Here is a 26,674-nt window from a genome sequence, read left to right as displayed (position 1 = left end):
GCTCATGTGGCCGTCATGCGGCTGTCATGTTGGGTGGGTAAAATGCGTAGTGTTGACTTAGTGCTCACTCATAAGGCTGAATCCAGCCGGATAAATGCCTTTCGAAGGGTGTCTTGCGCATCGACAGGTTGGCCGGTAGCCTCGATCACCGGCACCAGATATGGCTCGTCAAATAAACCCGCTACCGTAAGGTGTGCGGGTTTTTGCATTGACGTCACCGATGTCCGACGGACGGTCAGCCGGCGCTATAATGTTTGACCACCCGCTCGACGGTGAAATCATTCACGATAAAGCCATGCCATTTTCTGCAGATGTTGCAACCGAGGCAATTTTGCCGCCAATGCCTGACTCTCTTAGTCATGTCGGTATGCGTTATGTCATTGGTGCCGGCCAGCTGACGCAGTTGAAAGCAGAAGGCATTGTTTTGCCAGGTGCCTTGGCGAATGCGGTGCTGAAGCGCCAGGTGGAATTCGCCGCCGGCCGCTTTTGCGCGCGTCAGGCTCTGCAAAAACTTGGCTATGGCAGCGTGGCGACGCTGGCGATCGGCGAGCATCGTGCGCCAGTCTGGCCCGAGGGATATCTGGGCTCCATCAGCCATGGCGATGGTCAGGCAATGGCGGTTGCGGCGCGCAGCCAGGAATGGCGCGCGCTAGGTATCGATATCGAAACCGTACTCACCAATGCGGCTGCGCAACCGCTGGTTGAACACCTGATGACAGCGGCCGAACTGGCCATCGGCACTGCTGCCGGCATGACGCTGGAGCGCTGGCTGAGTCTGGTTTTCTCGGCCAAGGAAAGTCTGTTCAAGGCGTTGTATCCGTTTGTCGGCCGTTATTTCGACTTTCTGGATGCCGAAGTGTGCGAGTTGGATCAGAAGCAATCCAGCCTCATGCTAAGGCTGGCGAGCAGCTTGTCGCCGCAATGCGTCAAGGGCAGCGAGTACTGCATCCGCTACCGTTATTCAATGAATAATGTCGCTACGCTTTGTCTATTTTGAGCATCTGACTGATAGCTGAGAGCGACTGGAAATTTGCGGTACGGCATCTATAATAAAAATCTTCTGGAGGTTTTTATGAAGGCTGCGAAAATCGTCGAGATGTGGGGTAGAGCAAGTCGTCAGGTGCCGGTCACCAGCGACGACGACATTGTGCAGATGTTTGCCAATGAAATCTCCAAATTGTCCTATAAGCTCACGGAAGAAGAGCTATATCGGCTGATTGCTGTCGGTGCGCTGGTGTATCAGCGCGGTTTCCGCGAATTTGACGGCAACGTCATGGCCGACTTGCTGATCAGGACTTTACGCGAGGGTGGCCGAGCCTAGGGTTGCCGCAATTTCATTCTGCGTATGCAAAAAAAAGCCTGCGTCCTCATGGCCGCAGGCAGATATTTTTTGTCAAAACACTGCTTAAACCCGCAATATTTTCTCGCCGGTTTGAACAATCACGTACTTTCCTTCCGAATATTCACTCAGCGCGCGTCCGTCCGCCAGCCGATAGGTCCGGGGGCCGGGCAGGGAGCTGATGGCGCCGCCAGCGGTCGCTATTTCTATCGGGCTTCCATAGCATTCAACGTGAAACGCGTTACCCGATTCCTTGCCTTTGGCGTCGAATTTTTCTATTAAGTCCATAAATGTCTCCTTGTGCTCGAGGTTGGAATGCCTGCAGATTCGTTAGGGAATCAGTTGGGCCGGCTAGCAACAGATGCTGCGGTGCGTCGCAAAATGTCAGCGTATTCCCTAACGAACCCTGAGGTAACGATACCAGATTTTATTTGGCGGTTGTAGCTAATCCATGGTTAATCCAAGGTTAATCCATGAGGTGGCCCGGGTTTTCAGCCCCGCGCCTTGCTGCTATCCATTGCGGCGCGTACCATGAGGATCGCAGCATGAAAAAAACTTACAGAGGAAGCAGTAATGAACGACGGTTTGACAAAAGATGAATTCGACGCCTTGGGGCAAATCGGCAAGACGCCGCAGCGTGGCCGGGTCAGTGCATGTATCGCCAGAAATACCAAGCGCCTGATCGGGCTCAAATACATCGCTTACGAGAAAGACGGCACACTGGCGTTGACCGAAAAGGGGCAGCAGACCTTGTTCATCAAGAATTGCATCGAGGGCTTGCGCGCCGTGGCCAGCGATTCGAGCAGCAAGCTGACGGCCGACGTTGCCTCATTTCTCGGGAAAAAGGGTCACATCAGCGCCAGGCCAGCAGGTGACGGTTTCGACATTACCGACAAAGGGCGCGAATCGCTGGCGGATATTGACTCTTCGGCCAATTAAACGACGGTCGACGTATCAAGCTTGTGCGTTCGGTGAAAAACCTTATAAATCAAATGCTTGATTAAAATTTTTGATGGTTATCCACAGGACTGTCCACAATTTCTGTGGGTAACTTTCAACCGGAGCTGGATGTTGACCAAGCCCGGCTGAACTTTTCTCTAACCTGACTACGCCTTCCACCAGGAAAACCATGCCCATGTTGAGAATCGGCCTTCTAGGCTACGGCTTTGCCGGCGCAACCTTCCATGCGCCGCTGATCGGCCATTCTGGTCGTACCGAAGTCGGTGCAATCGCCAGCAGCCAGGCAGAAATCGCCGCCAAAGCCTGGCCGCAGGCGCGTATCGTCGCCGATCTGGATGCCTTGCTGGCGGACTCTACGATCGATTGCATCGTGATTGCGACGCCGAATGACACCCATTTTGAATTTGCCCGCCGCGCGCTCGTCGCCGGCAAGCACGTGGTGGTCGACAAACCGGTCACGCTGACTTCTGAAGAGGCCCGCATCCTGGCGCGCATGGCCAGCGATGACAAGTTGTTGCTGGCGCCATTCCATAACCGGCGCTGGGATGGCGATTTCCTCACTGTACAAGCGTTGATCGCCAGCGGCCGGCTCGGCCAGATTACTCATTTTGAATCGCATTTCGACCGCTTTCGCCCCATGGTGCGGCAGCGCTGGCGCGAGAATACGCAAAGCGGCGGCGGTTTGCTGTACGACCTTGGTCCACATCTGATCGACCAGGCTTTGCTGTTGTTCGGTGCACCGCAAACTGTCAATGCCACCGTTGCCGCCTACCGCGAAAATGCGCAGGCAGACGATTATGTCCATTTACAGCTGGGTTACCCCGACAAACAGGTAGTGCTGCATGCAAGCGCCTTGAGCGCATTGGAAGCGCCGCGCTTTGTGCTGCACGGCCGGCGCGGTAGTTATCTCAAAACTGGACTCGATACTCAGGAAGATCAGCTCAAAGCCGGTCTGCGACCGGGGCAGCCAGGCTGGGCCATTAATCCGCCGGGTCAAATCAGGGAAGTGGCTGGCGATCTCGACCTGCGGGCCGAATTGGCCACTCTGGATGGTGCTTACGTCGAGTTTTATCGTGCAGTGGCGGCGACGATCAAGGACGGAGCGCCATTTCCAGTGAAACCGGGTGCCGCCGTCAGTGTTGCAGAAATCCTTGAGTTGGCGCGCCAGAGTGCCGAAGAAGGGCGTCGTTTACCCTATGTAGCGCAGGGATGGTAACGCTATCATTGGTGTGAATAACTGTTATACGTTAAATAAATTGGCGGATGGCGGAGAGGCTCTATATAGTTGCACCTGTCTCCTCCAATACCTCCTAAGGTTTGGATTCAAGCCCGCGCCGCAAGGCCTGCGGGCTTTTTTTTGCCTGGAGTGTGGCAAATTGGCAGTATTTGGCTCGTTTTGCTTGCATTCTTGATAAAGTATGTGTAGTCTTCAATAACTGTCTGTTGCGTTCAGCTGTAAAAATGCAATACGGACCAATACAAGAGTAGATTCGTTACACGTCGGAGCCACTTTCCAGATAGGTCTGGGTTTCGGGAATCTTCTCCTGTATTGAAGAACACAAAAAACCTGCTTACCTCACACGGTCGCAGGTTTTTTTGCGTTTGCGACTACCGTATTTTTACTATATTGCAGCGCATCATATTTCATCATATAGTGAATTCGTCTCCTCCAACCCCTATGGTTTGGATTCAGCCCGCGCCGCAAGGCCAGCGGGCTTTTTTTTGCCTGTCGCAAAGGAGAGGGGGCCGTATGAGGCGACATACGGTCGTTATCCCGGACGGAAATACGGAACACTGTTTGCGTTGCTGTTCGGCCAGTAGACTTGGCTTTCGCTCACTGATGCGGTTTGGCAGTCCGGCCGCGTTGCAGCCTGGCGTTGGAGCGCGCATTGCGGTTGTACGTGGAGAGAAAACCGCGGCTTTTGAGCTCCTTGCGCAGCAGGAAAGCGGCAAGAAGGGCGGCGAAGGTAGCTGAGGCGAGGATGATTAACATTTTTGTCTGTTTTTCGAGTGATATAGAAACACAGCAAAATCCGCGCCATGTAACCATTTTTGGCAGACCCTATCCGTTGGCCCAGTTTGTTATCGCGCCATCAGCGTATCCAGCAGCCAACTGCCGGCTGGTCCGAGTCCACGGTGGCGCGACCAGACTGCATCCACCTGAATACTTTTCGGCCAGCCGCGCACCTTTAGTTCCAGCAGGCTGTTGGCGGCAAAACGCTTGGCCAGCCAATAAGGAAGCTCGGCCCAGCCGAAGCCAAGTTCCGTCATTTCCAGCAGCAACAGGTAGCTGGAGGCTGTCCAGCACTTGCCGCGCCGGCGCTGTATGGCCGCCGCGCCATCGTCGCCATAGGTGCTCAGACGCAGTTCGCGGGCGCCATGCAACATTTCAATGGTGATATGCCTGGTTTTTGCCAGAGGATGTTGCTTGCCGACATACAGGCCGATGGCGGAACGGTCGGGTACCGATTCGAAGCCGATATCCGGCGGGTAATCCGGCTGCGCCGCCACCAGTCCGAGATTGGCGCGTCCTTCCTGCACCAGCGACACCACGTCGTTGCGCTCCGCAATCATGCATTCCAGCTCCAGTTCGGGATAGCGCTGTTCAAAACTGGTGAGAATTTCTTCAAAACGGTCTGACTGATACGTATCGGACAGCACCAGGGTCAGTTGTGGCTCCAGGCCGTCAGCCAGCCGGTGGGCAGAGCGCTCGAGCCGGTCGCTGGCTTCGATAACTTGCTGTGCGTGCACCAGCATCGCCCGGCCTTGCTCGGTGAGAGTAGGGCGGCGGGTGCTGCGGTCGAATAGCGTCAGGCCGAGATCGATTTCCAGGTTGGCGATTGCCTCGCTGACGCTGGATTGCTGCTTGCCCAGCTTGCGCGCAGCCGCGGAAAACGAGCCTAGCGTAGCAGCCTCGATAAACATGAAAAGCGTTTCAAGTGAATGGCGCATAGAGGGCAAGGAATTGGTTTTATATATCGGTTTATCCGATGATAACTAGTTGGATAGTATCAGTTTAATCCCGGAGAATAGCTTCATCAGATATTTCTGAAGCAAAGGAGCAAATATGAATACCAATAAAACCTGGGGTGAGCGCATTACCCATGCCTTGATTTTCGAAGCGCTGGCGGTCGCGTTGACTGCGCCGGTATTATCTTGGGTAATGAAAATGCCGATGGCGCACGCGGGTGCGCTGACCCTGATGATTTCTCTGGTGGCGATGACCTGGAACATGATTTTCAACGCATTGTTCGACCGCCTTGAGCGGCATTGGCGAATAGCACGGACCATGGCGGTTCGGGCGGTGCATGCCATTGCATTTGAAGCCGGCCTGGTAGCGATTGTTGTGCCCCTGGTGGCATGGTGGCTGGACATGAGTTTGCTCGATGCGCTGATTCTCGACATCGGCTTGCTGATGTTCTTCCTGCCCTACACATTCCTGTTTAATCTGGGTTACGACAAGCTGCGCGAAGCATTGCTGAAGCGGCGAGCGACACTCAACGCCTAAGCATCAATGGCAGGCATGGACTGCCTGCGATTATTACATTGAGCTTTCCGGCCGGCGTTGGAATGACTCGTTGGGATTACTGGAAATAACCGCTACCGATCACCAACGGTTTGCCCTCAAGGCCGGCGCCGATCAGACGCCGGGCGACGCCTTCGATTTTGCTCTGGAACGCACGGTAGGTATCGAGCAGATCGAGCTTGGGATCTTTCGAATGCGACAGGTCGCAAAGAGTGGTTGCCGGCACCAGGCATTGATATTGTTTGAATTCGACTGTTACCGAAAACAGGATGCCGGCTTTAGTCAGAAGAGGTGCAGCAATTACGTTGTCCATCATGGTCTCCACGATAATACGGTTGCGCAGAGTCAGACGGGATCGATAAGGCAGGCTATCTGGCTGCTCCCCAATCATGGACGCAAACCGTCCGGCTGGCAAGGACAATACAAAGCCAGGATCGTGATTGGTTATGCGCTCGACGAATATCAGGTATGTGAACTAAAAAGCATACAACGCCAAGTCGTATTGCTATAGTCCTACCTGTCTCCTCCAACACCTCCTAGGTTTGGATTCAGCCCGCAAGCTTCAGCTCTGCGGGCTTTTTTTTGTCCGCAGTACTGGCATAAAAAAACCGCCGCACCAGTTCGGTGAGGCGGTTTATGTGCAATCCGTGCACACGCTAATTGCTAGTTATTTAGCATCGGTCAAAACGCCGCTGCAAAAAAATCAATGTGCCATGCAATAGCCATCCAGCTCCAGCAATAGCTGCTGCTTGACTGTGGTCGGCAAGAAGGTCGCTTCAACGGCATTCCGCGCAAGCATCACGAGCTCGGTACGGCTCAGTCGCAATGCTGCCGCTACCGCCAGATAATTGGCATTCATGTAGCCGCCAAAATATGCCGGATCATCGGAATTGACGGTGACCGCCAGACCTGCATGCAGCAAACGCGCCAGATTATGCTTGCGCATGTCGTCGACCACGCACAGCTTGAGGTTGGAAAGCGGGCATACCGTCAGCGGAATCCGCTCTGCAGCCAAACGCTTCATCAGTACCGGGTCTTCTTCGCTGCGGACGCCGTGATCGATGCGCTCGACATGCAACACATCCAATGCATCTTTGACGTACTGCGGTGGGCCTTCTTCACCGGCGTGGGCCACCAGATGAAAACCGAGTTCGCGGCAGCGCGCGAACACGCGCGCAAATTTTTCCGGCGGATTGCCGCGCTCGGCGGAATCGAGGCCGATGCCGATCCACAGGTCGCGGTATTCTGCGCGCAGCGGCAGTGCGACTTCCAGCGTGGCGAAAGCATCTTCTTCCGATAAGTGACGCAGGAACGACATGATCATGGCGCTGCTGAAGCCATGTTTTTCACGCGCTTCGCGCAAGGCGCGGGCAATACCGGCGAACACCACATCGATGCCGATGCCACGCTCGGTATGGGTTTGCGGATCGAAGAAAATTTCAGAATGACGGACGTTGTCGGCGCGGGAGCGGACGATGTAGGCCATCGTCATTTCGTAGAAATCCTGCTCGGTCTGTAACACCGCTGCGCCGGCGTAATACAAGTCGAGAAACGATTGCAGGTCGGTGAAAGCGTAAGCGGCGCGCAGTTCTTCCACCGAGGCGTATGGCAGCGCGACGTTGTTGCGTTGCGCCAGTGAAAACAGTAACTCAGGTTCCAGCGTGCCTTCGATATGCAGATGCAATTCCGCTTTCGGCAAACCTTCGATGAAGGAAATCATTTCAGCTGCGAGGGGCGGGGTAGTGCTTGTTGAATTCATGTGTGCTTCCATTGAGAATGGTGCCTGATAACGGTGCCTTAATCCGCAATTTTACAGAATTGTGCAGCAACTCCCCAATTTGACACTTTATCGCTTACTTTTCCTTAGAGGCTGTTGCAAACACACCCGGCGTTGTTACCCTTGCAGGGCGCCCCCGGGCTTGCAAGCCCGGGTCGTTCCGCAGGCAGACGACAATGTCGTCTGAAAACCCCGCTACACCCTCCTTGCCATACTACTCGTACTGTCTTCGTCGGAGCGCCTAGCCATCTGTGTTCGCAGCAGCCTCTTAGTTTGACGCGCCCAGGAATTGTTGGAGTTCCACCGTTTTCGGGTGCGCAAAAATTTCTTCCGGAGGGCCGATTTCATGGACTTTTCCTTGATGCATGAACACCACCCGATCGCAGACTTCACGGGCAAAGCGCATTTCATGCGTGACCATCAGCAAGGTCATGCCTTCTTCCGCCAAGCTGCGCACCACGGTCAATACTTCGTTCACCAGTTCGGGGTCCAGCGCCGAGGTGATTTCATCGCATAGCAAGGCTTGTGGCTGCATTGTCAGCGCCCGGGCGATGGCTACGCGCTGTTGCTGGCCGCCGGAGAGTTGATCGGGATAAGCGTCGAATTTTTCCGCCAGGCCGACCCGCGCCAGATTGTCTTGCGCCGATTTGCGCGCCGCCGCTTCGGTGGTGCCTTTGACGACCATCGGCGACAGCATGACGTTGCGGCCCACAGTCAAATGCGGAAACAGGTTGAACTGCTGGAAGATCATGCCGACCTTGAGACGCAGTGCGCGCAACTCCAGCTCGGTCTTGCCCAGGTGCGCGCCGGCGACGCTGATATTGCCTTCGTCGACACTTTCCAGACCATTGATACAACGCAGCAAGGTGCTCTTGCCGGAACCGCTTTTGCCGATGATGGCAATCACTTCACCGGCTTCTACATCCAGCCGGATACCCTTCAGCACCTGATTGTCGCCAAAGCTTTTCTTTACATTGTCAATCGCGATGAGTGCCATTGAGTTTCCTTTCCAGAGACTGACTGAATTTGGACAGCGGCCAGCACAACGCGAAATACATCAGCGCTACCACGGCATATACCGTGAATGGCTGGAATGTGGCGTTGGTGATCATGGTGCCGGCTTTCGACAGTTCGACGAAGCCGATGATCGAAGTGACCGCGGTGCCCTTGACGATTTGTACGCTGAAACCGACGGTAGGCGGAATTGCGATACGTAATGCTTGCGGCAGGATTACATGGCGCATTTGCTGCAGATAAGTCATCGCCAGCGATGACGAAGCTTCCCATTGACCACGCGGAATGGCTTCGACGCAGCCGCGCCAGATTTCCGCCAGGTAGGCGCTGCTCCAGCAGGTCAGGGCCAGGCCGGCCGCCAGCCATGCCGGAACGTCGAGACCGAACAGCGCCAGGCCGAAAAACGCCAGGAACAACTGCATCAGCAGCGGCGTACCCTGAAACAGCTCGATATACATTTTGGTAAGGCGTTGCAACCAGGTTTTCTTGGAGGTGCGCAAGAACAGGACGATCAGTCCCAGCAAACCGCCCAGCGCAAACGATGCCAGCGACAGCAGTACAGTCCAGCGCAGCGCCAGCAACAGGTTGCGCACGATATCCCATAGCGAGAACGAAATCATGCAACCCCCTTTGGCGTGCGCCGGCCAAACATCCGATTGCCGAGCAGCCGCAATAACTGGCGCAAGCCGATCGCCAACAACAAGTAGATGGCAGTAGACAGCAGGTAAGATTCGAACGAACGGAAATTGCGGCCCTGGATAAAGTTGGCGGCATACGCCAGTTCCTCGACGGCGATTTGCGAGCAGACCGCAGAACCCAGCATCACAATCACCACCTGACTCGACAAGGCGGGCCAGATTTTTTGCAAGGCAGGTGGCAAGATCACGTGACGGAAGATCTGCATCCTGGTCATCGCCAGGCTCAAGCCGGCTTCGATTTGGCCGCGGGCAACCGCAGCAATGCCAGCCCGTATGATTTCACAGCTATAGGCTCCCAGGTTGATCACCATGGCCAGTAGCGCTGCTTCCATCTCGCTGATTTGTAAACCGATCCCTGGCAATCCGAAGAAGATAAAAAATAGCTGGATCAGGAACGGCGTGTTGCGGATCAACTCAACATAGGCGCTGATGAAGGGGCGCAGCCAGCGCGGTCCCTGCGTCTTGGCCCATGCCGCGAAGATGCCGACGGCGATACCAAGCACGCCGCCGATCGCGATCAGTTCAATCGTGACCAGCACGCCCTTGATCAGCACCGCGGGATAGTCGAATGCTGCCAGGAAATCAAAGTGGTAGCTCATGTAAAGCCCTATGTCAGCTTACGCCGTGTGCTTACAGATTGGCCGGCAGCGGCAATCCCAGCCATTTCACGCTGATCGCGTTCAATTCGCCGTCTTTCTTGGTTTCAGCCAGGATCGCGTTGACCTTGTCCAGCAGCTTCTTCTCGTCCTTGTTGAGGCCGATGGAGCATGGCGAATTCTTGATCAGGAATTTCGTTTCCGGCTTTTTCGGCGGATTCTTGGCGATGATTGCTGCTGCGACGACGTTACCGGTGGCGACCAATTGCACCTGTCCAGACAAGAAGGCGCTGATGGTGCCGTTGTTGTCTTCGTAACGCTTGATGGTGGCGCTGGCAGGGGCGATCTTGCTCAGTTCCAAGTCTTCCACCGCTCCACGGGTCACGCCGACAGTCTTGCCGGCCAGATCGGTTGCACTGCTGACCTTCTGATCGGCGCCGCCGAACACGCCGTTATAGAAAGGCGCATAGGCTTCGCTGAAGTCGATGACTTTTTCACGCTCAGGGTTTTTACCCAGGCTGGAAATGATCAGGTCGACTTTCTTGGTTTGCAGATAAGGTACGCGATTGGCGCTGGTGACCGGCACCAGTTCGATCTTGACCCCCATTTTCTTGGCGATCAGCGTGGCGACGTCGATGTCCAGTCCTTGCGGCTTGAGATCGCTGGTGACCGAGCCGAACGGCGGGAAATCTTGCGGCACCGCGACCTTGAGGACGCCGCTCTTGACGATCTGGTCGAGCGCATCGGCTCTTGCGGTGCTGCTGAAGAGGGCAGTGGCAGCAACCATGGCTAACAAGATCTTGGGAAATTTCATGTTAAAACTCCTTCAGCTGGGGTGATATGGTGGGATTGCGAATGACTGCTTGTCGAAACTGTTTCTATCTGTAAGCGGCGCCAGCGCCTGTTGCAGCGGCGACAGCGGATCGCTGCGCAGCGATGCCTCTAGTCCCGCTTCAACATTGCATAAATGGTCGTGCATCAATTGTTCCGCCTGCGCCAGGTCGCCGCTTTCGAGCGCCGCGACGATACCGACGTGTTCAGCGCAGGATTGCTTGGCGTGGTGTGAAGATTGGTATTGCATGGCGGTCAGCGTGGTGCGCGTGGTGAGATCACGCAGGGTATCCGCCAACAGCGAGTTGCCGAACGATTCGCACAGGCAGACATGGAAATCGCCTAATAGAAAGCTGCGAGTGGCGACATCGTCGCCTTCCAGCGCTACCTGTTCGTGCTCTACGTGCAGGCGCAACGCCTTGATCGCTTCAGCGCTAAGCGGCCGCGCATGGCGCAGCAGGCCCAATTCGAGCACCCGCCGCGCTTCAAACGCATCTCGCGCGTCTTCCGACGTCGGTTCGATCACATACCAGCCGCGGCGGGCGCTGACGGTGACGATCCCGCGCGTCACAAGGCGCGTCAGGGCTTCTCTGATCTGCGTGCGGCTGACGCCAAACAATTCCGCCAACTGCTGCTCACCCAAACGCGTACCGGGCGCAAGTTTACGCGCCAGCATCGCTTCGGTGATCCGTTCAGCGATCTGGGTGGACGATTTGGCGGCGGCGGTCATGTTGATTACACAGCAAATCGTGTGCCAGCCAGTCAACTCCAGCTGGTACACCAAACTGATATACAAGATTGATGTATCAGTTCACCAAATTGGTATGTTGTGTCGATAATTGTCACTAAAAAGGGGAGCGGTTGCGCTTTTTGGGCACGTACGGGGTGCGGCGGGATACTGATAGAATCGCTGTCGAAAGAATATTGACATTGTGATGCACCCGATCAGGATCCAGAAAATGACCCAAGCAGCGCAGATAGTGAATGCCGATTTTTCCGATGCGCGCCATGCCAGCGCGATTGTCGAGCTCTTGAACGGCTACGCCATGGATGCAATGGGTGGCGGCCAGCCGCTAGCCGAATTCGTCAAAGACAACCTGGTTGCGACGATTTCCAAAAGAGGCAATATCCATGTGGTGCTGGCGTTTGTGGACGGCGCCCCCGCCGGTTTGGCGATCTGCATAGAAGGCTTTTCGACTTTTGCCTGTCAGCCTTTGCTGAATATCCATGACCTGGCGGTTGCCAAGGCATTTCGCGGCCAGGGAATTTCCAAGTTACTGATACAGCAGGTCGAGCAGGTGGCAAACGACCTGGGCTGCTGCAAGATCACATTGGAAGTACTGGAAGGTAATCAGCCGGCGTTGAGTTTGTACAGGGCAAGCGGATTTGCCGGCTACGCACTGGTTCCGGCGATGGGTGAAGCCATGCTGATGCAGAAGAAATTGTAAAGTATCAGTGTCTGTTCACACTTCCAAAGAAGGTGTGAACAGGCCTTAAGGCGCCAGGTCGACCGGCAGTTCCGTCTTGCCTGTCCATTGCCCGCGCAAGCGGTCTCCCGAAATCGCCAGATGCATCGTCGCTTTGTCCGTACTGCCTTGCACTGCGTCTTCGCTCAATTCAAGCGCATCGCCGCTCTGGCGTCCGCTGAGTTTGATGGGTTTGCGGTATTTGTCATAAAAATACACTCCACCCACGGAGTTGTCTGATTCCTTGTACAACACCATGGTGATGGCGATCTTGCTGCCCATCTTGCCGCGCAAGAGCTGGCCATAGACGTTGTTCTTCGGTGCTCCCGATCCTTCGCCAAGAAGCAACGCTTTTCCATAACCGGTCAAATACGGCTTCAGTTCGGCGTAGGGAATCGCCAGTGTGACGTCGCCCACATCATCGAGCGCGCGCATTGCATGGTTGCTGCACCGTCCCGCCGTCAGTTTGAATGCTTGCTCGGCGAGTTCATAGTTGAAATACCTGAACGTTGAAAGCATGGCGGCTGCGCTCGGCAAGCTCTCGGTATTGCCGACGTCGCCGAGGCAATCGGTATTGAGCGCAATGCGATCGTTCAGGTCGCTTATCGTGTTCTGACTGTCCGGCTTGTGCTCTTTCTGGGCAGCTTTCAGGTCCTTTTTAAGCGATACTAATTGCCGCCGATATTGAGACTGCCGCTCCTTGGCCATCTTTTGCGCGAGATTGCGCATGCCCGATTCGGTCAATAAGTCGTCGGCGCCAAGCGTACGGCCAGTCTTGATGTCGAAGCTATGGTAGGTGTTGTAATCTTCGCAGTAGGCGCCACAACCTTCCGCCGCAAACGCGATCGTCAGAATTCGGCCGTCGTTGCGCGAAATCGTGAATTCCTGGCTCGCCATGCCGGCGATACGGTCGCTGCCAGCTGCGCTAAAGAATTTTCCCGGTTGTATCGGCGCCATGACGCCGACTTGCCCGATAAACAGATAGTCATTGATCTTTGCCGCGACTTTCTGATCGCCCATTGTCACAAATGGCATCGTGATTGCCTGTGCATCCGGGGTCTCGTTCTTGCCTTGAAATGTCAATGACCGAACCGATACATCGGGAGTTGCGTGCGCCAGATTGGCAAGAAAAAGAGAAAGCAGCAGGAAAGTTCGCATTTTTGTCCCATATCACATGCTCACGCGTGCATGCGTGTTAAGCGGAGGGGAGCCAGTACTGCCGGCCCCTCCGGCCATACCATAATTTTTTGCCAGCGATCAGCCGGTATTACGCAAGCCGGCAGCAATGCCATTGATGCTCAAATGGATACCGCGTTTTACTCGTTCCTCTGTCGTGCGGCCAGCCGCGGTAACGCTGCGGTGACGCCTGATCAGTTCGACTTGCAAGTGATTCAGCGGATCGAGATAGGCGAAGCGATTCTTGATGGAGCGGGCCAGCAACGGATTGCCCGACAAGCGATCCTTGGCGCCGGTGATGGCCGACAGGATGCTGCTGGTCCGCTCATGTTCGTCGACGATGCGCTTGAAAATGCTGTTGCGCAGCTTGCGGTCGGTGACCAGCCCGGCGTAGCGCGAAGCCACCGCCAGGTCGGTCTTGGACAGCACCATGTCCATGTTCGACAGCAGGGTGGCGAAGAACGGCCATTCCTTGTACATCGCCCGCAAGGTCGCCAGCTTCTGGCTTTTCAGCTTGGCGTCCTTGCCTCCGTCGTTACCTTCTTCCAGCCAGCTTTCGATGGCGCTGCCGAAGCCATACCAGCCTGGCAACAGCAGACGGCACTGGCCCCAGGAAAAGCCCCATGGAATGGCCCGCAAGTCTTCGATGCGGCGCGTCGATTTGCGCGAAGCAGGGCGCGATCCGATGTTCAGTTCCGCAATCTCGGCAATCGGGGTCGCCGAGAAGAAATAGTCGGTGAAGCCCGGAGTTTCGTAGACCAGGTTGCGATACGACTGATAGGCGCGTTCCGACAAGCCATCCATCAATTCCTCGAACTCACCCAGCTTCTTCATCTGCTTGCCGTCGGCGGTATTCGGCATCAGGCTGGCTTCCAGCGTGGCGGCCACCAATAACTCCAGATTGCGGCGGCCGATTTCCGGATTGGAAAATTTGGAAGCGATAATTTCGCCCTGTTCGGTCAAACGGATCTGGCCGTTGACCGTGCCTGGGGGTTGCGCCAGGATCGCCTGGTAGCTTGGACCACCGCCGCGGCCGACGGTGCCGCCGCGGCCATGGAACAGGCGCAGCTTGACGCCGGCGCGATCGAATACCCGCACCAGCTGGATCTCGGCTTTGTACAGTTCCCAGTTCGAAGTCAGGAAGCCGCCGTCCTTGTTGGAGTCGGAATAACCCAGCATTACTTCCTGCAGCTTGCCGTGCTTGGCGATCAGACGCTCTACCGGCGGCAAGGCCATGAATTGTTCCATGATGGCAGCGGCGCGGCGCAGGTCGGGAATGGTTTCGAACAACGGAATCACCATCACTTCCAGAGCGCCTGCGTCCTTGCCGGCTTTGCTGTCTTTGGCGTCAGGGCGCAGCAGGCCGGTTTCCTGTTGCAGCAACAAGACTTCCAGCAAATCCGATACGGTTTCAGTGTGCGAGATGATGTAGTTACGGATCGAGCGAGCGCCATAGCGTTGCCGCATTTCTCCGGCTGCGCGCAGGATCGACAGTTCCGACACTGTTTCATCGGAATACGCGATATAGGGTGAATACAACAGGCGCGGCTTGGCCAGTTCGGCCAACAGCAGCGCGATCTTCTGATCTTCGTTCAGCTGGTCGTAGGCAGTTTCCACTTGTGCTTGTGCGAACAGTTCGGTCAGAACGCGTTCGTGCACATCGGAACTCTGGCGCATGTCGAGCGACGCCAGGTGAAAGCCGAAAATTTCGGAAGCGCGCTTGAGTGTCGCCAAACGCGGCTTGATCAGCGCGCTGCCGTGATGCGCACGCAAAGAGTCTTCGACGATCTGTAGTTCACCGGTAAATTCCTGCGGCGTTGCATAGTGTGCCGCGGCGCCGACTTCCTGGCGCAGGATATTGGTGGCGCCGAGTTCGCGCGCAGTCGATGCCAGGCGAGCGTAGATACCGATCAAGGCGCGGCGGTAAGGTTCGTCGGAACGGTGGTCAGAAGTATCCGGCGATTTTTCCGCCAGCGTCAGCAATTCCTGGTTGACGCTCACCATCAGGGTTGAGACCGACAGCTCGGCGCCGAGGGCGTGCACTTCTTCCAGGTAGAAATCGAAAATGGTGGTCGATTGCCGCGTCAGCGCGCGTTGCATGGTGCTGGCGTTCACATTAGGATTGCCGTCGCGGTCGCCGCCGATCCAGCTACCCATCTGCACGAACGGCGCCAGCTCGGTACTGGCTTGGCGGCCACGAGTAGGGAACTGAGTCGCGATTTCGCCTTCGATGTCGTCGTACAGCGCAGGCAACTCACGCAGGAAAGTGATGCGATAGTAAGACAACGCATTCTCGATTTCGTCGGCGACGGTCAGCTTGGTATAGCGCAGCATGCGGGTTTGCCACAAAGTGGCGATACGGCCTCGCAGCAGCTCGGTGTTGTCGCGCAATTCCTTGGCGGTCAGCGGAAGGTCACGTTCGGCCAGCAGGCGGGCGATTTCACGCTCTGCATCGAGGATACTCTTGCGCTGCACTTCGGTCGGGTGAGCGGTCAACACCGGCGAAATCAGCGCATCCTTGAGAAAGTTGCGTACGGTGGCGCCGGAGACGCCGGCATCGTCCAGCTTGCTTAACGCATGTGCGACGCTGCCGGCTTGCGGCGTCGAGCCTGCCAGCAGGTGGGCGCGGCGGCGGCGGTTGTGGTGCTGGTCTTCGGCGATATTGGCCAGATGCGAAAAATAGGAAAATGCCCGCACCACGGAATTGGTCTGGTCGCGGGTCAGTTTTTTCAATAACTTGTCGAGATCGGCGCCGGCTTGCGGGTCTGACTCGCGCCGGAAACGCACTGCTGTCTGGCGGATGGTTTCCACAACTTCAAATACGGCATCGCCCTCTTGCTCACGCAACACGTCGCCCAGCAAGCGGCCCAGCAGACGGATATCTTCCTTGAGCGGCGCATCTTTGTTGGGAGTGTATTTTTTTACCTGGACAGCAGAATTCAATTGTTTTGCCATAATAACGAGTGCAATCAGCTTTTCTGGGGTGGGAAAGGAAGGGCTTGTAATTACATATAACTTATCAAACGCCTGCTATATCTCATGCGATATAGAGAGTACAACTGAGACAGCAGAGAGCGCATGCTAAAATCCGGCGCAAAAATATGTGGTACATATTGAGTGCGCGTGCGCTTCGTTACGTGTTTGGATGAAACTCGTTGGCGATTAGATAACTCTGTCCTGGCTGCATTTGCTGCATAGCTAAAATCCGAAAGAACCTGTGTCGAAAATATCCTCTCCTTCCAAGTTAGTGATCGCATCGCGTGAAAGCCGGCTGGCCATGTGGCAAGCGGAGCACGTACGCGCCCGGTTATCTGCATTATATCCAGACTGTAATATAGAAATCCTTGGTATGACCACCCGCGGCGATCAAATTCTTGACCGTACCTTGTCCAAGGTCGGCGGCAAAGGGCTGTTCGTGAAGGAACTGGAAGTAGCGATGGTGGAAGGCCGCGCCGATCTGGCGGTGCATTCGTTGAAAGACATGCCGATGGATTTGCCATCCGGCTTTGCCCTGGCAGCGGTGTTGGAGCGTGAAGATCCGCGTGACGCCTTCGTGTCGAATGAATATGCCTCGCTGGCAGAATTGCCGGCCGGTGCTGTCGTCGGCACCAGCAGCCTGCGCCGTCAGGCCTTGATCGCAGCGCGCTTCCCGCTATTGCAGATCAAGCCTTTGCGCGGCAACCTGGATACACGGCTGGCCAAGCTGGATCGTGGCGAATATGCCGCCATCATCCTGGCTGCCGCAGGCTTGAAACGGCTCGGCCTGTCGCAACGGATCAAGGCGATGATCGAACCTGAGCAAAGCCTGCCGGCGCCAGGGCAGGGCGCGATGGCGATCGAGATTTGCGATGACCGCGCCGATTTAAAACAGATACTGGCGCCCTTGAATCATCTGCCGACAGAGCAGGCGGTGACTGCGGAGCGCACCTTGTCACGCGCTTTCGGCGGCAGTTGCCAGATTCCGCTGGCTGCGTTTGCCACTATCGATGGCAGCCAGATGCGCTTGCGCGCCATGATCGGGACGCCTGACGGTTCGCGCGTGGTGACTGCCGATGCCAGCGGCGCCGCTGACGAACCGCAAGCATTGGGCGGGAAAATCGCGCAGGATCTGGCGACGCAGGGCGCTGCTGAAATTCTTGCGCTTTGCCGGGAGGCTTAGTGCCTCGCGGATCCTTGCATCCCATTGTTATCACCCGGCCGGCGGCGCAAGCTACCGCGCTGGCGCAGCAAATTACCGTGCGCGGCCGCCTGCCGGTCATATTCCCCTTGCTGGAAATCCTGCCATTGAAGGATAGCGCACCTTTGCAAGCCGCCCTGGCAAAGCTCGACAACTATGCCCTAGTGGTGTTTGTCAGCCCGAATGCGATCGATGCTGCCCTGCGCCATATTTCCAGCTGGCCGCGGCAGGTGGCGATCGGCATTGTCGGCGAAGGCAGCCGGGCAGCCCTGGCCAGGCATGGCCTGACGGCTGACAACGTGACCATCTTCAGTCCGCCCGATCCGGCCAGGACAGATTCGGAAGGCTTGTTGCAGGCGCTTGACCTTGACGCGCTGCGCGACGCGCAAGTGCTGCTGGTGCGCGGCGAGAGCGGCCGGGATTTTTTTGCCGACACATTGCTGGCGGCAGGCATCAAGGTGCGAGCCGTCGCGGCTTACCGGCGTCAAGCGCCGCAACTGGATGCGGTCCTTGAAGCCAGGCTGGTGCAATTGTTGAATAGCCAAAACGACTGGATAGTCACCAGTTCGGAAGCGCTGCGGCATCTGATGGACTTGGTGCAGCAGGTCGAAAGCGGGACTGGTGTTGCAAAAATCCAACAGCAGCATCTCCTTGTCCCACATGCTCGCATTGCCGAAACAGCACATGCGCTTGGATTTACTGACGTTACTCTCACCGGCTCAGGCGACGAACGGCTGCTCGACGCGTTACAATTCCCGCTATGAACGAATCGACACCCACTCCAGAATTGAACCAGTCCGCTGGTCCTGCCGTCAGTGCGGCGACATCGCCGTCCTCGGGGGCGCAACCCGTGTTGCCGCCTTATACGGTAAACAATGGAAAAAGCGCAGGCCGGCTTGGCCTGGTGTATTTGGCATTGGTGGTGCTGGCGCTACTGGTGGCCGGCCAATGGTGGGTGATGCACAATGAGAACAACAAGCTGCGGCAGGAAATCGCCCGTCGCTTGCAAGTCGGCGACAGCACCAATACCGAGACCAAGGTGCTCGTGAAGTCGGTCCAGGACGGTACCAAGGAGCTGGAAGGCAAGGTCAGCGTGCTGGAAAGCAAACAGCTCGAATCGCAGAGCCAGCAACTGGCTTTGGAGCAGCTCTATAAAGATTTGTCCAAGAATGGCGACGAGCAAGCCTTGTCCGAAGTGGAAGAAGTGCTGTCGACCGCCAGCCAGCAGCTGCAACTGGCCGGCAACGTCCAGGGCGCCTTGATTGCTTTGCAAAACGCCGACAAGAATCTGTCGCGTTCCGACAAGCCGCAATTCATCATCGTCCGCCGTGCTATCGCCAGCGACATTGAAAAACTCAAGGCTTTGCCGACGCTGGACGTGACCGGCATCGCCGTACGTCTTGACAGCGTCATCGGCCAGATCGACAGCATGCCGCTGTTGTCCGATGAAAAGCCGATTTTCGGCGTCAGCCAGCCGAGCAATCAACCGCTGGTTAGCAGCAAGGCCAAGCCATCCAAGGCAGGGGCCAATGCCAATATCGCCAAATCCCAGGCAGCAACCGATGCCGCAGTGACTGATTGGAAAAACCGCGTGCATGACGCATGGCAAAGCTGGAGTTCGGAGATGTGGACTGAAATCAGCCAGCTGATACGGGTTCGCACCGTAGCGACGCCGGATGCCTTGCTGCTGTCGCCGACCCAGGCCTATTATGCCCGCGAAAACCTCAAGCTGCGTTTGTTGAATGCGCGCCTGGGTCTGTTGTCGCGCAATGAATCGGCGTTCCGTAGCGACCTGATCGCTGCGCAAGAAACCATCACCAAATATTTCGACACCCGCGCCAAGCAGACGCAGGCGGTACAGACCATGCTCAAGCAGGTCCAGGGTAGCAATCTTTCGATCACCATGCCGGCGCTGGATAGCCCAACGGCGATCCGTACTTACAAAGGCAAGCCATAGTCCTATGCGATTCTTTCTCCGGCTTGTTGCTCTATTTGCGGTTGCCATCGGCCTGGCTGTGGTGGCGCGTTACAACCCCGGTAATGTGGTGCTGTTTTTCCCGCCATACCGGATTGACCTTTCCCTGAATTTTTTCGTCGTATTACTGGCGATTCTGTTCATTCTCCTGTACGTGGTGATCCGGACCATCCGGGTAACTCAGAAATTGCCTGCGCGCGTCATCGGTTATCGTCGTGGCAAACGTGAAACCACGGCCAATAACGCCTTGCGCGATTCTCTCAAGTCATTGTTCGAAGGCCGTTTCGGCCAGGCGGAAAAAGCCGCCACGCGCGCCGCCGAACTACCGGACAACCTTGGCGTGGCGGCGCTGATCGGCGCCCGCGCCGCGCATCGCATGGGGCAACCCGAGCGGCGCGATATCTGGCTGGCCAGCATCGAAGACGACGAACCGCTGAAAACTGCGCGCCTGATCACCACCCTGGATTTGCTGGTGGACGAGCACAAATCGCAGGCTGCGTTGCAAACGGTGAGTGAGCTGAACGCCCGCGGAACGCGTCACATCCATGCCTTGCGGCTGGCGCTGAAGGCCAATCAGCAAGCCAAGAACTGGCCGGAGGTGCTGCGTCTGGTACGCACGCTGAACAAGCATGACGCCTTGCATCCGGCCTTGTCGACGCGCCTGCGTGAACTGGCCTATGACGGTTTGCTGTCGGACGATGCGCACGACGCCGAGTCGATCGTGCGTTTCTGGGCCACGGTACCGAACGAAGACCGCATCAAGCCATTCATCGCCATGCGTGGCGCTAACGCTTTTAACAAATGCGGATTGCACGCCGAAGCACGCACTATCGTTGAAAAAGCCATGACTGCGGAATGGGACCAGCGTTTGCTGTCTACCTACCGTGATGCGACTGCCGCAGAAGCTACGCCCGAATTGCTGGCGCAAATCGAACACTGCGAGCGCTGGGCCGTCAAGGCCCCGAATGACGCCGAGCTGGCGCTGACCCTTGGCAGCTTCTGCTTCAAGCAAAAACTATGGGGCAAGGCTCAGCGTCACCTGGAGCAGGCGTTGTCTGATGCGGTGGCACCCTCCACTGTACGCGAGGCCCATCTGCGGCTCGGGCAACTGCATGAAGCGATCGACCAGCAAGAGCTGGCTGCCGAACATTACCGGCAATGCGCGCTGGCGACGACGTTATAGTTAGAGGCCGTTGCAAACACACCTGGCGTTGTTGCCCTCGCAGGGCGTACCCGGGCTTGCAAGCCCGGGTCGTTCCGCAGGCAGACGACAGTGTCGTCTGAAACCCCTGCTATACCCCCCCTAGCCGTACTGTTCGTACTGTCTTCGTCGGAGCGCCTAGCCATCTTGATTTTGCAACAGCCTCTTAGAAAACGGATATGCGTGCCAGCCATGTGCGGCGCGGAGGTGGGGCAGGGTTTTATGCGGTTTTTTTGCGTAATCGACTCTGCCCCATTTTTTCTTTGCTGACATTGAATGACGCCGATTAACGCCGATTAACGCCGATTTTGTCGAAAACGCCATCGTCCCCTATACTTGTGGTCCCTCATTACCTATGAAAGAGATTCGTTGAACAACCTGTTATTGGTTATCGCAGCATTATTTCTGGTAGCACTCAACGGTTTTTTTGTTGCTGCCGAATTCGGTTTAGTCAAATTACGCCAGACCCGCATCCGCGCCATCGCCAAGACGCAAGGCATGCGCGGCCGTATCCTGGCCATCGTGCACCGCCAATTGGACGCTTACCTGTCCGCCTGCCAACTCGGTATTACACTTGCTTCTCTCGGTCTCGGCTGGATCGGTGAGCCGGCCTTTGCCAGTTTGCTACAGCCTGTATTCGGCATGCTGGGCGTCAGCTCGGCGGAACTGATACATGGCATCTCGTTTTTCTTTGCTTTCTTCCTGATTTCCTTTCTGCACATCGTTATCGGCGAATTGGCGCCTAAGACCGTCGCTATCCGCAACCCGGAAGTGATTGGCTTGTGGTGTGCGGTGCCCCTGTACGGTTTTTACTGGGCCATGTATCCCGCCATCTGGGCGCTCAACGCCAGCGCCAATTGGATTTTGCGCATGGCCGGCCTGGCCGCCGCCCATGGCCACGATTCGCAGTACTCGGCCGATGAGCTCAAACTGATCCTGCGCGGTAGCCACACAGGCGAAAAATTCAATCGCGACGAATGGAATGTGCTGGCGCAATCGCTGGATTTCAGCGAGCTGGAAGTTTCCGACCTGATGCGTCCGATCAATGAGATCACGGCCCTGCATCAAGCCGCCAATCTGCAGGAGAATTTGCAGACCATCTATCGCCACCGTTTCAGCCGCTACCCATTCTTCGACCAGAGCGGCGTCAACGTACTGGGCGTGATCCATCTCAAAGACTTGTTTATCACACAGCAGGAAGGCAAGCCTATCGACAGTTTGAACGCCTTTCTGCGGCCGGTGGAATATGTCTCGCCGCGCATGCCTGCGCTGGAATTGTTCCGCCGTTTCCGTACAGGTGCGCCGCATTTTGCCATTATTGGCAAAAAGGGGCACAAACCGGAAGGCTTTATTACGCTCGACAATATACTTGGCGCGATGGTGGGCGAGATCCGCGATGAATTCCGCCGCAATGATAATGAATGGAGCCGTCTCGATGACGGTACCTTGCTGGGCAAGGGGAGCTTGCCGATTTTCAGCCTGGAGCGGATCCTGGGCATCGACGTCGTGATCGATGGCGATGAAGACGTCGATTCGGTCGGCGGCCTGATCATGGCCAAGCTGGGCGACTTGCCGCACGAAGGCCAGAAAATAGTCTTCGACGGCTTCGATATCGTCGTCAAGAAAATGAACGGTCCGCGGATTGTGCTGGTCAAGGTCTATCCGGCGCCGCGCACGCTCGACGCCGGTTCGTCCTTGCACTAACCGTGCAGCGGGCTCAGTACCAATATTTGGCTTTCTGCGCCCACGGATCGTTGGGATGCTGACTCTTCAATAGCTGGAACGCAGCTTTCGACACCCGTTTGGCATTGCTGCTGCAAGCGCCGCGGGTGCGTTGGACCAGGAAGTACAGCGCTTTCGGTACGTCAGCATCGGCCGGATTCTGTTTGGCGTAACGCAGCAGCTTGTCGCCGAAATAATTGACGCCGCCTCCGGCCTTGGCGATTTGCGCCGCTTCCTTGCGGGCCCGCTGCTGCTCGTCGCTGTTCAGGTAGAAAGCAGTCGCTGGTGCGCTTGCGGGACGCGCGCACCAGTCGCCGAAATCCTGCCAGGCTGCAACTTCCGGTTGCAGTTCCGGGCTATTGGCCCAGATCATCAGTGCCGCGCTTTCTTTCTCTGCAGGGCCGTGCGCCTGCTGATAACGCTGCCACAGGCCGGCCGTGGTTTTCTTGCCTTGTGCGACTGCCGGGCTGATCTGATCGACGCTGGCGTAATCGCCCAGCACCAGGCCGCGCATCCAGATGCTTTCTGCCAGACGGGTTTTCCATACCTTAGGCGTGCTGCCATCCTGCGCCAGGACCAGCCATTCACTTAGCGGCAGAGCGCCGTTGAGCATGGCATAGCCGTCATTGTCGAGACCATCGCTGCTGACCTCCATCCAGCGCCGTTGCGCGGCTTCGGCTTCCGCTGCGGCATTGGCGTCGTCTGGTTTGGCGGCAGCATTCTTGCTGGCTTCAACGGCATAATTCTTGGCGTAGGTTTGTTCCTGGTCGACCGGATGACGCCATAGGGCGGCGATAAAATCGTTGCGCTTGGGCGCTACCGGCAATGCTAGCGAACGCCACAGGTTGACGCTGCTCGGCCGGGCTTTGTCGCTGCCTTTTATTTCCGGAGAAGCGACTCGCCAGACGACATCGTTTTGCTTTTGCGCGAGTTCATGACGGGTGGCGTAATAACGTGCGCTTTGATAAGCGGTAGAGTCGGGCGGCAAGCTGTCGGCAGCCTTGATCAGGTCTGGTCCCGCCTTGCCAAGCGGCGCGCTGCTTAATGCCGCGATCAGCCATTCCGGATTCTTGTCTTTTTGCCAGCGCGCTTGCGCCTGGAGGTAAGCCTCGGCGGCGGCTGCATTGCGCTTGTTGTCTTCGGCGCTGGTTTTGCCACCGGCCTGCGGCTTATCTGAAGCCGCTTGCTGTTGCATGGCCAGGATCCAGCGCGTCATCGGGTCGAGCTTGGTCAGCAAAGCGCTATCCGGGGCTTCAAAGCGATCCAGCAGGCTCAAGTAATCCGCCAGGTCCTGGGCGGTCTGGCTACTCACCGGGGTGAACGACGTGGTGCTCAGTTTCTTGCCCAATTCAATCAGGCGTTGTTCTGGATTCAGGCGCGCTTCCAGGCGGGCCAGCATGCTTTGCGCCGGCGCATACTTGGTGGCGATCACGCGCAGCTCCATGCGCGCGGTTTGCAAATTATTCGTGTAGGCGGAGGAGCCTGCGGTTTCTCCCAGCTCGGCCTGGCGGATGAGCGAGCGCGCGGCAAGATAGGGTGCAATACGTTGCCACGGCGATTTTCCGTCCTCGGCAATGGTCTGGAACTGCTTGCGTGCGGCGGTAAAATTTTGCTGGTAGAAGAGGGCGGCGGCGTTTTGATAGGCGTAGTCAGTCTTCAGCCACGCTGGCGCCGTGGCCGGCACCGGCGTCAGCGCCGTGCCAGCGGTTCCGGCACATTGGCTGAAAACGGCGTCCTGGTTTTTCACCCACAACTTCAGCCATGAACCCGTATCAAGTTTTTTGCGCGCTTCCAGCGTCTGGGTGGCGTTGTCGAACGCATCTTTGGGGCAGTTCAGATAGCTTTGGAAACTGTCTTTGGCGCCCACCGCGCGCCACGGATCAAGATTGGCGGTGGTGATGACGCTGTCAGCATATGGCTGGCGCGCCGCCAGCCAGGGCTCGACGCCGTCATGGCTGTACATGCGGTCTTGCAACAGAGCGGTACGCCAGTCAACCACGCCCAGCGCTTCCGGCGCAGTGGCCCCAATCGGCATGTTGCGCAGGCTGCGGTAGGCCATGAACAAATACACGCGCCAGTACTGGTCGCCGACAATACCCAGCGTACCGGCGGCATACCGGGGCAATTCCTGCGGAGCGACAAAATTCTCCGGTGTGAACCGGTTGTACATGTCGTCATCGCCGCCGCTGGCTTGCGCTGTCATTGGTGCCAGGAGCACGGTCAGCATCGGGATTAACAATGGCGCTAGCCGGGAAGCGAATGCGCCCGAGGCGGTGTGGCTCAATTTAATTCCTGTCAGCAGATTTTTTTTCATGGTCGCGGAATGGAAAACTGAAAAGAGAAACTGGCTGGAGAATTCCTGATTTTACGGCAGAACCGAACCAAGGCGTACTGACCAGCTCGCCATCGATGTCGCCGACCAGGCGTCGCGGTTAAACAGGTACAACCGCTGACTGCGCAGCTTGTTTGGCCATGGTTGTTCATCCAGCGATAAGCCGAGGCTGGACTGGCATTCCGGACGCGGCAGGCGGCCATCCTGATCGAGGATCTCGCGCATGCGCTTGCCGTCGGTCGCCATGCGAAACGCCATTGGCACGATCTCATCGACTGGCAGATCGGCCAGCCAGGCGTCGCCTACGCACCAGGATGCCAGGGCGGTGATCGACAGTGCAACGTTGTCCGGCAGCGCCTTGCGGCTGCGTTGGATGACGTCGGCCAGAAACGGCTTCTGGCTATGCATGACTTCGAAATCCAGTTGCACCACCTGGCTCGGGCTGCGCGTCGCGGCAGCCACTACGGCTTTGACGATCAGTTGTTTCTGGTTGTTGTTCAGGGCTGGCTTATGCGCCCCGCGCGCCATGTCAATATGGACGATGGTGACCACCGGTGCTTTCGGCTGCAAACCCTTGGCCGCATACCATTCCGGCGGCAGGCGCAGCGGTTGCTGGCGGCGCCGCACGGTGGCGCTGCCGTCGCGCAGCAGCACGGTAGTATCCAGCACTGCCACGCCAATACGCTGCGCTTGCAGCGATGTGCCCGAGGCGTCGCTTGCTTCCACAGGTTTGGATTGCCTGGCGTTATTGCCGAGCCAGGCGCTGGCGTCGTCAGGTCGCTCCCAGACCCATAGCATCAATGGCGGCAGCGCTGCCAGCGCCGCTTGTCTGGTGGCGAATGCCGGAGCAGCTACGTTTGCTTTTGCCGGGATGTTTTTTGCCAATAGGGTGTGATTGCATGTCAGCAGCAACAGGCATGACAAGCAGTATTTCAGCTGTAGCAGCCTGGCGTTCCGGGATAAATATTTAGGTAGGCTCAAAGTGAATTCTCAGATCGATATTTTGCAGCATCCATTGCATGGGCAATGCCATAAAAAAAGGCAAGAAACGTTTCTTGCCTTTTTACTCATCTCAATGGTTGCGAGCTACGGTAATTACTGCATGAACCAGCCGTGGCTGACCACGATCGATTGACCGGTCAGCGCATTGGATTCGAAGCCGCCCAGGAAAATCGCTGTTTGTGCGACATCGTGGGTGGTGGTGAATTCGCCGTCCACGGTATCTTTTAGCATCACATTCTTGACCACCTGGTCTTCAGTGATACCGAGTTCCTTGGCTTGCTCTGGAATCTGCTTTTCCACCAGCGGGGTACGGACGAAGCCCGGGCAGATCACATTGGCGCGGATCTGGTTCTTGGCGCCTTCCTTGGCGACCACCTTGGCCAGGCCGATCAGGCCGTGCTTGGCGGTGACGTACGGCGCTTTCAACGGCGAAGCTTCATGCGAATGGACCGATCCCATGTAAATGATCGAACCGCCGTTACCCTTCTTGATCATTTCGCGCATTGCGGCGCGGGTAGTCAGGTAAGCGCCGTCCAGGTGGATCGCCAGCATTTTTTTCCAGTTGTCGAGGGTGGAGTCGACGATAGGAGCGATGATCTGGATCCCGGCATTGCTGATCAGGACATCAATGCTGCCATAGGCGGCGACCGTGTCGGCGATGCCTTTGTCGACCTGCGCTTCGTCGGTGACGTTCATGGCGACCGCCATGGCGATGCCACCCGACTGCGTGATTTCATTGGCAGTGGCCGTCGCAGCATCCAGGGCCAGGTCGGCGATCACGACCTTGGCGCCGGCGCGCGCGTATTCAATGGCGATTTCCTTGCCGATGCCGCTGGCGGAACCGGTAATCAGTGCAACTTTATCTTTGAGTGACATGGCATT

The 26,674-nt window shown here is 56.9% G+C and carries 27 protein-coding genes; 11 read left to right on the top strand and 16 right to left on the bottom strand.

From position 1 onward, the window contains the following. Positions 1 to 68: 68 nt before the first annotated feature. Positions 69 to 209 carry a hypothetical protein gene (locus tag LT85_RS26685; RefSeq protein WP_156117559.1) on the bottom strand — a complete coding sequence of 47 codons (141 nt, stop codon included), beginning with the start codon at positions 207 to 209 and terminating at the stop codon, positions 69 to 71. A gap of 41 nt (positions 210 to 250) precedes the next feature. Here LT85_RS26685 and LT85_RS16655 point away from each other — a divergent pair, with 41 nt between their 5' ends. Then, positions 251 to 997 carry a 4'-phosphopantetheinyl transferase family protein gene (locus LT85_RS16655; protein ID WP_052135269.1) on the top strand — a complete coding sequence of 249 codons (747 nt, stop codon included), beginning with the start codon at positions 251 to 253 and terminating at the stop codon, positions 995 to 997. Positions 998 to 1,072: 75 nt separating this feature from the next. After that, a complete protein-coding gene (locus LT85_RS16650) occupies positions 1,073 to 1,321 on the top strand; it encodes a hypothetical protein (RefSeq protein WP_038490892.1) in 249 nt (82 codons plus the stop codon). 84 nt (positions 1,322 to 1,405) lie between these two features. Here LT85_RS16650 and LT85_RS16645 read toward each other — a convergent pair whose 3' ends face one another. Then, positions 1,406 to 1,627: a hypothetical protein gene (locus tag LT85_RS16645; RefSeq protein WP_038490889.1), complete on the bottom strand. Its 222-nt coding sequence runs from the start codon at positions 1,625 to 1,627 to the stop codon at positions 1,406 to 1,408. A gap of 285 nt (positions 1,628 to 1,912) precedes the next feature. Between LT85_RS16645 and LT85_RS16640 the strand changes: the two genes are divergently transcribed. Then, on the top strand, positions 1,913 to 2,278 hold the full coding sequence (locus tag LT85_RS16640) for a hypothetical protein (RefSeq protein ID WP_038490886.1): 366 nt from the start codon (positions 1,913 to 1,915) through the stop codon (positions 2,276 to 2,278). A 190-nt stretch (positions 2,279 to 2,468) separates the two neighbouring features. Further along, on the top strand, positions 2,469 to 3,515 hold the full coding sequence (locus LT85_RS16635) for an oxidoreductase (protein WP_038490883.1): 1,047 nt from the start codon (positions 2,469 to 2,471) through the stop codon (positions 3,513 to 3,515). A gap of 618 nt (positions 3,516 to 4,133) precedes the next feature. Here LT85_RS16635 and LT85_RS26680 read toward each other — a convergent pair. Continuing rightward, positions 4,134 to 4,292: a hypothetical protein gene (locus LT85_RS26680; RefSeq protein ID WP_156117558.1), complete on the bottom strand. Its 159-nt coding sequence runs from the start codon at positions 4,290 to 4,292 to the stop codon at positions 4,134 to 4,136. Between the two features lie 89 nt (positions 4,293 to 4,381). Next, on the bottom strand, positions 4,382 to 5,251 hold the full coding sequence (locus LT85_RS16630) for a LysR family transcriptional regulator (protein ID WP_038490881.1): 870 nt from the start codon (positions 5,249 to 5,251) through the stop codon (positions 4,382 to 4,384). Positions 5,252 to 5,366: 115 nt separating this feature from the next. Between LT85_RS16630 and LT85_RS16625 the strand changes: the two genes are divergently transcribed. After that, a complete protein-coding gene (locus LT85_RS16625) occupies positions 5,367 to 5,807 on the top strand; it encodes a multidrug/biocide efflux PACE transporter (RefSeq protein WP_038490878.1) in 441 nt (146 codons plus the stop codon). A gap of 76 nt (positions 5,808 to 5,883) precedes the next feature. On the opposite strand, the gene LT85_RS16620 is transcribed toward LT85_RS16625, so the two are convergent. The 7 genes from LT85_RS16620 to LT85_RS16590 all read right to left on the bottom strand — a co-directional run bounded on the left by LT85_RS16620 (position 5,884) and on the right by LT85_RS16590 (position 11,471). Beyond that, the gene (locus LT85_RS16620; RefSeq protein WP_172656994.1) at positions 5,884 to 6,141 is read right to left on the bottom strand and encodes a DUF1488 family protein; all 258 of its coding nucleotides are present in this window, start codon (positions 6,139 to 6,141) and stop codon (positions 5,884 to 5,886) included. A 387-nt stretch (positions 6,142 to 6,528) separates the two neighbouring features. Continuing rightward, positions 6,529 to 7,584, bottom strand: coding sequence for an adenosine deaminase (locus LT85_RS16615; RefSeq protein WP_437177274.1), 1,056 nt, complete (start codon positions 7,582 to 7,584; stop codon positions 6,529 to 6,531). A 286-nt stretch (positions 7,585 to 7,870) separates the two neighbouring features. Then, a complete protein-coding gene (locus tag LT85_RS16610; protein WP_038490870.1) occupies positions 7,871 to 8,599 on the bottom strand; it encodes an amino acid ABC transporter ATP-binding protein in 729 nt (242 codons plus the stop codon). Beyond that, a complete protein-coding gene (locus LT85_RS16605; protein WP_038490867.1) occupies positions 8,580 to 9,236 on the bottom strand; it encodes an amino acid ABC transporter permease in 657 nt (218 codons plus the stop codon). The genes LT85_RS16610 and LT85_RS16605 overlap by 20 nt, the downstream gene beginning before the upstream one ends. Continuing rightward, positions 9,233 to 9,913 (bottom strand): amino acid ABC transporter permease, encoded by a 681-nt coding sequence (locus LT85_RS16600; RefSeq protein WP_038490865.1) that lies wholly within the window; start codon positions 9,911 to 9,913, stop codon positions 9,233 to 9,235. The genes LT85_RS16605 and LT85_RS16600 overlap by 4 nt, the downstream gene beginning before the upstream one ends. 31 nt (positions 9,914 to 9,944) lie before the next feature. After that, positions 9,945 to 10,724, bottom strand: coding sequence for a transporter substrate-binding domain-containing protein (locus tag LT85_RS16595; protein WP_038490862.1), 780 nt, complete (start codon positions 10,722 to 10,724; stop codon positions 9,945 to 9,947). A 12-nt stretch (positions 10,725 to 10,736) separates the two neighbouring features. After that, the gene (locus tag LT85_RS16590) at positions 10,737 to 11,471 is read right to left on the bottom strand and encodes a GntR family transcriptional regulator (RefSeq protein WP_172657043.1); all 735 of its coding nucleotides are present in this window, start codon (positions 11,469 to 11,471) and stop codon (positions 10,737 to 10,739) included. A gap of 229 nt (positions 11,472 to 11,700) precedes the next feature. Here LT85_RS16590 and LT85_RS16585 point away from each other — a divergent pair, with 229 nt between their 5' ends. Next, positions 11,701 to 12,189: a GNAT family N-acetyltransferase gene (locus LT85_RS16585; RefSeq protein WP_038496564.1), complete on the top strand. Its 489-nt coding sequence runs from the start codon at positions 11,701 to 11,703 to the stop codon at positions 12,187 to 12,189. 45 nt (positions 12,190 to 12,234) lie between these two features. Here LT85_RS16585 and LT85_RS25520 read toward each other — a convergent pair whose 3' ends face one another. Next, the gene (locus LT85_RS25520) at positions 12,235 to 13,242 is read right to left on the bottom strand and encodes a hypothetical protein (protein WP_052135268.1); all 1,008 of its coding nucleotides are present in this window, start codon (positions 13,240 to 13,242) and stop codon (positions 12,235 to 12,237) included. A 222-nt stretch (positions 13,243 to 13,464) separates the two neighbouring features. After that, entirely contained in the window at positions 13,465 to 16,338 is a 2,874-nt protein-coding gene (ppc, locus tag LT85_RS16575; RefSeq protein ID WP_038490859.1) for a phosphoenolpyruvate carboxylase, read from the bottom strand. A 262-nt stretch (positions 16,339 to 16,600) separates the two neighbouring features. Between ppc and hemC the strand changes: the two genes are divergently transcribed. From hemC to LT85_RS16550, 5 genes are all read left to right on the top strand, one after another. Continuing rightward, positions 16,601 to 17,542, top strand: a complete 942-nt coding sequence (gene hemC / locus LT85_RS16570) for a hydroxymethylbilane synthase (protein ID WP_038490856.1) — start codon at positions 16,601 to 16,603, stop codon at positions 17,540 to 17,542. 14 nt (positions 17,543 to 17,556) lie between these two features. Continuing rightward, positions 17,557 to 18,324, top strand: coding sequence for a uroporphyrinogen-III synthase (locus LT85_RS16565; RefSeq protein WP_253273565.1), 768 nt, complete (start codon positions 17,557 to 17,559; stop codon positions 18,322 to 18,324). After that, positions 18,321 to 19,517 carry a uroporphyrinogen-III C-methyltransferase gene (locus LT85_RS16560; RefSeq protein ID WP_038490851.1) on the top strand — a complete coding sequence of 399 codons (1,197 nt, stop codon included), beginning with the start codon at positions 18,321 to 18,323 and terminating at the stop codon, positions 19,515 to 19,517. Before LT85_RS16565 ends, LT85_RS16560 begins: the two co-directional genes overlap by 4 nt. Positions 19,518 to 19,521: 4 nt before the next feature. Next, positions 19,522 to 20,718, top strand: coding sequence for a heme biosynthesis protein HemY (locus LT85_RS16555; RefSeq protein ID WP_038490848.1), 1,197 nt, complete (start codon positions 19,522 to 19,524; stop codon positions 20,716 to 20,718). 387 nt (positions 20,719 to 21,105) lie between these two features. Further along, a complete protein-coding gene (locus LT85_RS16550; RefSeq protein WP_038490845.1) occupies positions 21,106 to 22,440 on the top strand; it encodes a hemolysin family protein in 1,335 nt (444 codons plus the stop codon). A gap of 13 nt (positions 22,441 to 22,453) precedes the next feature. On the opposite strand, the gene LT85_RS16545 is transcribed toward LT85_RS16550, so the two are convergent. From LT85_RS16545 to LT85_RS16535, 3 genes are all read right to left on the bottom strand, one after another. Beyond that, positions 22,454 to 24,742, bottom strand: a complete 2,289-nt coding sequence (locus tag LT85_RS16545; RefSeq protein WP_156117557.1) for a hypothetical protein — start codon at positions 24,740 to 24,742, stop codon at positions 22,454 to 22,456. Positions 24,743 to 24,823: 81 nt separating this feature from the next. Then, positions 24,824 to 25,675, bottom strand: a complete 852-nt coding sequence (locus LT85_RS25515; protein WP_156117556.1) for a hypothetical protein — start codon at positions 25,673 to 25,675, stop codon at positions 24,824 to 24,826. Positions 25,676 to 25,885: 210 nt separating this feature from the next. Continuing rightward, positions 25,886 to 26,668: a 3-hydroxybutyrate dehydrogenase gene (locus tag LT85_RS16535; protein ID WP_038490840.1), complete on the bottom strand. Its 783-nt coding sequence runs from the start codon at positions 26,666 to 26,668 to the stop codon at positions 25,886 to 25,888. Positions 26,669 to 26,674 lie beyond the last annotated feature (6 nt).

The organism is Collimonas arenae (assembly GCF_000786695.1).
GTDB classification, from domain to species: domain Bacteria; phylum Pseudomonadota; class Gammaproteobacteria; order Burkholderiales; family Burkholderiaceae_D; genus Collimonas; species Collimonas arenae_A.
The sequence above is the reverse complement of the archived record's forward strand: the minus strand, read 5'-3'. Positions and strand labels throughout refer to the sequence as shown.

Bases quoted from the DNA above. Each gene is read 5' to 3' on its own strand.
- LT85_RS26685 (WP_156117559.1), bottom strand. From the start codon at position 209: ATGCAAAAACCCGCACACCTTACGGTAGCGGGTTTATTTGACGAGCCA.
- LT85_RS16655 (WP_052135269.1), top strand. From the start codon at position 251: ATGTTTGACCACCCGCTCGACGGTGAAATCATTCACGATAAAGCCATG.
- LT85_RS16650 (WP_038490892.1), top strand. From the start codon at position 1,073: ATGAAGGCTGCGAAAATCGTCGAGATGTGGGGTAGAGCAAGTCGTCAG.
- LT85_RS16645 (WP_038490889.1), bottom strand. From the start codon at position 1,627: ATGGACTTAATAGAAAAATTCGACGCCAAAGGCAAGGAATCGGGTAAC.
- LT85_RS16640 (WP_038490886.1), top strand. From the start codon at position 1,913: ATGAACGACGGTTTGACAAAAGATGAATTCGACGCCTTGGGGCAAATC.
- LT85_RS16635 (WP_038490883.1), top strand. From the start codon at position 2,469: ATGCCCATGTTGAGAATCGGCCTTCTAGGCTACGGCTTTGCCGGCGCA.
- LT85_RS26680 (WP_156117558.1), bottom strand. From the start codon at position 4,292: ATGTTAATCATCCTCGCCTCAGCTACCTTCGCCGCCCTTCTTGCCGCT.
- LT85_RS16630 (WP_038490881.1), bottom strand. From the start codon at position 5,251: ATGCGCCATTCACTTGAAACGCTTTTCATGTTTATCGAGGCTGCTACG.
- LT85_RS16625 (WP_038490878.1), top strand. From the start codon at position 5,367: ATGAATACCAATAAAACCTGGGGTGAGCGCATTACCCATGCCTTGATT.
- LT85_RS16620 (WP_172656994.1), bottom strand. From the start codon at position 6,141: ATGATGGACAACGTAATTGCTGCACCTCTTCTGACTAAAGCCGGCATC.
- LT85_RS16615 (WP_437177274.1), bottom strand. From the start codon at position 7,584: ATGAATTCAACAAGCACTACCCCGCCCCTCGCAGCTGAAATGATTTCC.
- LT85_RS16610 (WP_038490870.1), bottom strand. From the start codon at position 8,599: ATGGCACTCATCGCGATTGACAATGTAAAGAAAAGCTTTGGCGACAAT.
- LT85_RS16605 (WP_038490867.1), bottom strand. From the start codon at position 9,236: ATGATTTCGTTCTCGCTATGGGATATCGTGCGCAACCTGTTGCTGGCG.
- LT85_RS16600 (WP_038490865.1), bottom strand. From the start codon at position 9,913: ATGAGCTACCACTTTGATTTCCTGGCAGCATTCGACTATCCCGCGGTG.
- LT85_RS16595 (WP_038490862.1), bottom strand. From the start codon at position 10,724: ATGAAATTTCCCAAGATCTTGTTAGCCATGGTTGCTGCCACTGCCCTC.
- LT85_RS16590 (WP_172657043.1), bottom strand. From the start codon at position 11,471: ATGACCGCCGCCGCCAAATCGTCCACCCAGATCGCTGAACGGATCACC.
- LT85_RS16585 (WP_038496564.1), top strand. From the start codon at position 11,701: ATGACCCAAGCAGCGCAGATAGTGAATGCCGATTTTTCCGATGCGCGC.
- LT85_RS25520 (WP_052135268.1), bottom strand. From the start codon at position 13,242: ATGCCATTTGTGACAATGGGCGATCAGAAAGTCGCGGCAAAGATCAAT.
- ppc (WP_038490859.1), bottom strand. From the start codon at position 16,338: ATGGCAAAACAATTGAATTCTGCTGTCCAGGTAAAAAAATACACTCCC.
- LT85_RS16560 (WP_038490851.1), top strand. From the start codon at position 18,321: ATGAACGAATCGACACCCACTCCAGAATTGAACCAGTCCGCTGGTCCT.
- LT85_RS16555 (WP_038490848.1), top strand. From the start codon at position 19,522: ATGCGATTCTTTCTCCGGCTTGTTGCTCTATTTGCGGTTGCCATCGGC.
- LT85_RS16535 (WP_038490840.1), bottom strand. From the start codon at position 26,668: ATGTCACTCAAAGATAAAGTTGCACTGATTACCGGTTCCGCCAGCGGC.